The following is a 4,302-nucleotide window of genomic DNA, read 5'->3' as shown; positions in this document are numbered from 1 at the left end:
TAGTGGCACGCCACACCTACGGTCCCGGCCACTCAGCGGGCTACTTAACCGAGCCCCCCTGCACACAGCACCGCCTACAGCACGTGCCACCGGTGCCACCGCCACCACCCTAAAAGGCAATGTGGTCCCCACGCTGTGGTTGGTCATCTACATGATCAACGGGCTTTGGTCTGCAAAACCCACGCACGGTTTTTGGTCCAAACTTAAATTTTGTTTGTTCCCAGCCAATTTCACGCATCAAGGCAGACAGTCGTTTCATATGACCGTTATGTTGGCGCTCAAACGGAATAGAAAGAACATCTGTCAGCAATTCGGCGGTGGAGATGCGAACTTGTTCGCCTACCGCTTTTCCATTGACCGCAGCCAGCTTTTCCAGCCAAGGGTCGTCCTCCAGACGGTCCTCCTGTTCTGCAGCCGCGACGGCCCAAAGTTCCTGCGGTAGCACAATGCTCTCACCCTCGGCTTCTAGCTTCACCGCTTCCGCCCAAAGCTGATCGCGATCTTGCTTAAGGGCGGGAATGTCTATCTCGCCGGTTTTAACGGGCAAGAAACGGCGATTCCCAGTACGGTCCTTCAAGTATTTGGATTCATTCGTCGTACCAATAAAGATGGCTTGTCGAGGACGTGATTCCGAAAAGCGTCCATAGGCCATTCGTGCCCGATCAACGTCACGTGAAGCGAACGCTTTCATACGTTCGACGTCCCCTTTGTTAAGACCGGACATTTCACTCAACTCGTAAATCCAGACTCCCTCCATGGCTTCCATCTGGGCTTTCGTATCGAGTGTTAGCAATTCATTGTCAGAATGGTTTCCAACGCCAGCGAGAACGCGCAACGCTGTGGACTTGCCGGTGCCTTGTTTCCCTTCGAGGATCACGATCGTATCGAATTTGGCACTGGGTGCTCGAACCCGCCTCACCGCCGCAATGAGCACGATGCGTCCTATCGCTCGGTTTAACGGAGTGTCCTCCGCGTCCATATATCGAATAAGCCAGCCATCGACACGCGAGACGCTGTCCCAAATCAGCCCGTCCAGCATTTGTCGGATCGGATGGAATGTATGCTCCAGACAGAGTTGGTTAACGGCGTCACGAACATTTTCTGCTTTTGGATCGAAGTTGAATTTTTCGATTACAAATGAACGCAATAAAGAGCAGGCATCATCACTAATTTCACCAGCATGTTCGTCCAACATCGTGCCGTTAACGACCTTTCGGTGACGAAACAGATCGTGAGAAAAGGTAAACTCCAAGCGTTGAAGCGCGAGGACTGTATTCCGCATCGTAGGCTTGGGCTGCCCGCTTTTGTCCAAGTCAGGCCAACTATTGGATATTGCGGCCAACGCAGATTGGGCCTGCCGCAATGCATAGGGTAACGGTTTTTTCTTTTCCAACACGGACTGTGCGATTCCGAAAGCTGGATTTATAAGCACACCAGCAATCGTTTCTTTTGAACAGCCAACGCGACCAAGATCACAGGCAACACGGTACACAGTCTCACTACGCGAACGAAATCGAGCGTCTGGCTTATCTCTTGGCCTTTCCGGATCGTCACCAAATTCGATAAGCGAACGAGTAGTAAGCGTCACAGTCGAAGGTAGCGAATCCATGTCGACCGTGACAACCAGTACGTCTTGCGCTACCGAACCTTTTGGGCCAGCTCGATCTGGTCCGTCGCCCAGCGGAAAATCGTTCAGCGAATAGGTCAGCGACCAATCTGCTTTTACAGCTCGGGCAACTGTGGGCTTTCTCCCTTTCACCTGCTTCGTCGCGTTAGGAATGTTCACTGTGCCCGGCAGTCGCATGATACGGTCGATATTATGACAGTTGTCGCCGCCAAGCACATTTGCCAAAGCAATGTTGATCGTTTCAACGCGAACCAAATCGTCATTAGGCTCCTTTAGCTTCCAGTAGGCATGATAACCTCCGCCAGAGAATACAATGACTGTTGGTGGCGGAGAAAAAGCAAGAACACGCTCCAGAGCATCAGGATCATCGATATCGATGTGCAAAAAGTGCGCTATGGCAACATCATTCTTATTAGCTTTCTTATTCATGACGCCGGGGCGCAGGCCATTCACGTGAAAGTAGACGTTGTCTTCGCCTTGCCGCGCCTCGATCCAAGCGCGCATCTCGTCATCTTCACTCGGGGAGAACGTGCTGGCTTCAAGCCTCCCCTTTAGCGGAAGAGCAACCAGATGGCGGCGCTGGCCGGGATACATATGTTCGAGGAACTCTACTGCCTCGTCGCTGTTACCTTCGGGGAAAGTGAACTTGATAGACATTAGTTGACTCCTCCCTGCCTACAGGAGTCGATATGGGCTATCACTTCCGACAGCTTAACCAAGCGCCGCGAATTATACGGCGAATAACTTGGAATGTGACCTGCTTTTATGGCGCGTCGGAGTTGCCACTCCTTCGCGCCGATCTCCTCAGCTGCGTCTTTAATGGTGAAAAGACGCTCAAGCGGGTAGTTCTGCGCAAGTTGATTTTCCATCAACTCATCTCCTAATGATTGGAGGCGAAAATGACGGGCAACAAAAAACGCCGCCCGTGCATCCTCACCCCAGTTTAATGTGGGTGTTGAATGCAACCGGCAGCGCTCTGCAGAACTTTTCGACCTAAAAGAAGTTTCTTCGGTCGTTATGTCTGAAGCACTACGTCATGAAGGCGGAACTACCCGCGCGTCAGCGTTCTTCATCAGCTACGTTGAGAAGCGTGTCAGAATTTTCCATGGATGTAAATCAATTTTCATTCTGTTCACCTTTTGTGGTCGGCGGGACCTCACGCGCGCGCCCATGTAGCTCACACCCTATGACCGGTTCGGAAATCTGTGAAGCGACGGGAGCGAGTTAGTATAGCGTATGGAGGAACAGGCCACGTATCAAAACGATCTATTCTGCCGAACTATCCAAAACCGTCGCTAGTTTTTCAAGGCCGTGCTTGAGTCTCTTATGCTCCACACGGTGGCATGTGGGGCAAAGCAACGCGAAATCCATGACAGTCGTGTACCTTATGCCTTCGTCCATTGGATTCTTATGATGAACATCAAGCAAGCTGCGAGGGTTCACCTTTTGGGGATCTAGGACAGTTTTGGGGTCGAAAGCGCAATGATCGCAGATCAGCTTCCCATTACGACGCCTTTCGCGAATAAATCTCTCGGCGATCCAGGCAGCGCGACGGCGAATTTTTGTGCGGCGTTCCTCCATCATCCCTTCCAAAGCTCGATCGCTGAGGTCTTCGCGAATCAAACGCTCGGTTCTAGGCTCTATCTGGCTCTTCTCGGCGAATGAGATCTCATCTTCAATACCAATCCAAGCATTGTCGGTATGCAGCGACTCGATTTCTAACGAAGCAATTGCCACGCGTTCATGTTCGTTCAATACGCGCAGCGTCGCTGATGAACGTTGATAAAGACGACGATACATCGCGTCACCGAAAACCGCTTTCGCCTTCGGATGGCCTATTATTTTATACGTTTCGACAATTGGAAATGCCACGGACCAGCGGCAGCGCTTACCATCATGCGCCCACATGTCTTGAAGCTTTCTGAAATCCTCGAAACCTATCACATCTTTCAAGGCACGAGATGTCGTACGGAGACGGTGAACCGCAATCAGTCTCCCAGCCAAATCCTTGTGCGCCTCCCGTTCCTGAACATAGGCGGGATCGCGCTCAAAGCCGGGGTTTGGCTCGCTGAATTGTTCAGTTATGTATTCGATGACATAGCCGTTGTCGAACTGCCGCTGAATGGTGCTCTGGCACATGTTGATTGCATTCAAGTTGTCATCAGTCGGCGTGAAGCCTAACCAAGTGGTTGCAGCCAGCCAGTCGGCTTTTGACGCAGTGACGGGCGCCGGTAGGTCTTCGATCTTCATATTGGCACTACGCTTGTTTCTGGTAAGTATTTAGCCCTAAGATGGAAACTTTGTCGTCAGCACAGCCGAGCATATCTGGATATGTTTCAAATAGTGCCATTGCGGCATCAACATTGAAAATCGAGAAGCGCCCCTATCGGCAAAAATTAGTTGTTTCGGTCACTTTCCGGTCACGATCCCATAATTTCACTTTAATTCAATCCAGTTTAGTTCCCTACCATTCCCTCCAATATCCGATATCCCAACGAATACCAACAGAACAGTCCCTCGAGCAGACTGGAGTGAAATCTGCGGAAATCGACTGAAGTACTTTGACGGAATAATTCCTTGTTTGCCAAGGTTGGGGTCGAGGGTTCGAATCCCTTCGCCCGCTCCAGTTTGGTTAGACTTCAAAAGCCGCGCAACAGCGCGGCTTTTTGCTTTTC

Annotated in this window: 4 protein-coding genes; all 4 read right to left on the bottom strand. The window is 51.2% G+C overall.

Features of this window, described 5'->3' with window-relative positions:
• Positions 1-109: 109 nt before the first annotated feature.
• Entirely contained in the window at positions 110-2,284 is a 2,175-nt protein-coding gene (locus A918_RS21255) for a VapE domain-containing protein (RefSeq protein WP_022709798.1), read from the bottom strand.
• Positions 2,284-2,496 (bottom strand): hypothetical protein, encoded by a 213-nt coding sequence (locus tag A918_RS0103960; RefSeq protein WP_022709797.1) that lies wholly within the window; start codon positions 2,494-2,496, stop codon positions 2,284-2,286. Before A918_RS0103960 ends, A918_RS21255 begins: the two co-directional genes overlap by 1 nt.
• A gap of 397 nt (positions 2,497-2,893) precedes the next feature.
• Positions 2,894-3,877: an HNH endonuclease gene (locus A918_RS0103955; protein WP_022709796.1), complete on the bottom strand. Its 984-nt coding sequence runs from the start codon at positions 3,875-3,877 to the stop codon at positions 2,894-2,896.
• A 186-nt stretch (positions 3,878-4,063) separates the two neighbouring features.
• Positions 4,064-4,302: hypothetical protein (locus tag A918_RS22165; RefSeq protein ID WP_033315862.1), on the bottom strand; the 239-nt coding region annotated here is incomplete at its 5' end.

It is taken from the genome of Pseudochrobactrum sp. AO18b (assembly GCF_000409565.1).
In the GTDB taxonomy this organism is placed as follows: Bacteria; Pseudomonadota; Alphaproteobacteria; order Rhizobiales; family Rhizobiaceae; genus Pseudochrobactrum; species Pseudochrobactrum saccharolyticum.
Note: the sequence above shows the minus strand (reverse complement) of the source record. Positions and strands in the feature narration are given on the sequence as shown.